We start from the raw sequence: 2,096 nt of genomic DNA on the forward strand, positions 1-2,096 counted from the left end.
GGGGGGGGGGGGGGGGGGGGCCGGCCCGGGGGGGAGTGATCGGGGCGGGGGGGGGGGGCGCGCCCCGCGGGGGGGGCGCCGCGACCACCCCCCCCCCCCCCCCCTCGCCGGGCCCGCCCGCGCCGAGCAGCAGCCGCATCGCCTCGCGGCTCGCCTCGTACGCCTGGGGCTCCCGGCCCAGGACGCGGCGGACCCTGGCGAGGGCCGTGAGCAGCGAGGCCTGCACGGCGCTCACGGATTCGGGGACCGCCCAGAGCGACGGCACCGCTTCCGGCACCGTGCGCAGATCCTCCAGGGCGCGGAGGACGGGCGCTTCGGCGTCCGGGTCGCCCTGTGCGGCGCGGAGCAGGGACTGGGTGCGGCGGGCCGTCGCGGCGCCGTACAGGTCGCCCGCGGCGTCGAGTTCGTCGAGGGCGGACTCCAGGAGCGCGGCCGCGGCGGTCATCTCGCCCCGGCGGCGCAGGAGTTCACCGGTGAGGCCCTTCACCCGCGCCCGGATTCCGGGCAGTTCGGCGGCGGCCGATGCCGCTCGCCGGAGCACCGCGTCGGCGCGCCCGGTGTCGCCACGGCCCAGCGCCCAGCGGGCGACGGACAGGAGCGCCTCGGTGACCAGGAAGGGGTCGTCGTCCGCGGCCCACGGCTGGGTGGCGCACTCCTCGATGTCGTCGGCGACGTCCGGGGCGAGCCCGTGCACGAGCAGCGGCTCCTCCAGATGGACGAGCAGGCCCAGCGCGCGGGTGTGGTCGCCGCGCGAGCGCAGCCGGGCGACGGCCGCGCGCAGGTCGGGAAGGCGCTCGCCGGCCTCCGCGACCAGCTGGGCCCTGCCCTCGCCGGCCCGCAGCCGGGCGGCGGTCGTCGCGGCGAAGTCGAGGCAGCTGCGGATCAGCCCTTCGTACGCCTGCTCGTACTCCGCCGCGTTCCGGGCCAGTTCGGCGCGGTAGTGGGCCCGTGCGATGTGCGGCAGCCGGAACCTGGGGGTGCCGTCGTCGCCGGCGACGCTCATCAACAGGCTTTTGTGGACGAGCGATTCGACGCCGCCGACCGCTTCCTGGGGGCCGAGTCCGCCCGCGCACCGCACGGCGGCCATGTCGAAGACGCCCTCGAAGACGGAGAGGCCGCACAGCAGTCTGCGGTCATCGGCGGTCAGCGTCTCCTCGGCCCAGGACAGGGCGCTCTCGACGCTGCGGTGCCGTGCGGGCGCGTCCCGCAGCCGGTGCGTGCCGCTGTGCAGGCCCTGGCGCAGCCCGTCGAGTATCGCGTCGGGGCTCTGGGTGCCGACGGCCTCCGCGGCGATGGCGATGGACAGCGGGATCCCGTCGAGCTCCGCGCAGATGTCGGCGACGGTGCGCCGGCCGTGGGCGCCGGTGAGACCGGCGAGGTAGTAGGGGCGTACGAGGTCGCTGAAGAGCTGCACGGCCGGGGAGCCGGCTCCGGTGGGCAGGGGCGCCACCGGGACGATCCGCTCGGCCCGGATGTCCAGGGACATCCGGCTGGTGACCAGGACTTTCAGGTGGGGGCAGGTGCGCAGCAGCGAGGAGATGCCGAGGGCGATGTGCTCGGCGACGCGGTCACAGTTGTCCAGGACGAGCAGCAGGTCGCGGTCCCCGATGCAGTCGTGTCCTGGCTCGGTGCCCGCGGCGGCCCACACGCTCGCCTCGTCACGGGCGTCGGCGAGGTCGACGACCACGGTCGCGTCGGCCGGGCGCGCGGCGGCGTTCAGCGCCGCGTGCGCGAGGTGGCTCTTGCCCACGCCGACGGGCCCCGTCAGGGTGATGAGCCGCTCCTCCGGGTCGGCCAAAAGCGCTGCCAGCAGGGCCAGTTCGGGCTCCCTGCCGCGGAGCCTGCCGAAGCAGGCGGGGTGCGCCGCGTCCGGCGGTGGTGCGGATGGTCCTGCCGGTTTCGCGCCGGGCAGGGCGACGGCCTCTTCCACTCGTGCTGTCATCTCTTTCCCCCATGTCTTTCGGCGCTCGTACGCGCCGCAACGAAGCCAGGCGTCAGGCTGCCCCAGCGCGCTGCAGTACCGCTGCACTCCCCTCTGAGCCCGGCCGCAGTCCTCCTTGACCGGGGTGTCGCACAGTGCCGTACGGGCGCGCGAC

1 protein-coding gene is annotated in these 2,096 nt (G+C 76.0%); it reads right to left on the bottom strand.

Going from position 1 to position 2,096, the window contains the following annotated elements; translation table 11 throughout:
- Nucleotides 1–1,942, bottom strand: a 1,942-nt coding sequence (locus ACFWY6_RS45185) for an ATP-binding protein (protein WP_384703695.1), incomplete at its 3' end; no start/stop codon positions are given.
- Nucleotides 1,943–2,096: the final 154 nt, after the last annotated feature.

Source organism: Streptomyces sp. NPDC059037 (assembly GCF_042740015.1).
Lineage (GTDB): Bacteria > Actinomycetota > Actinomycetes > Streptomycetales > Streptomycetaceae > Streptomyces.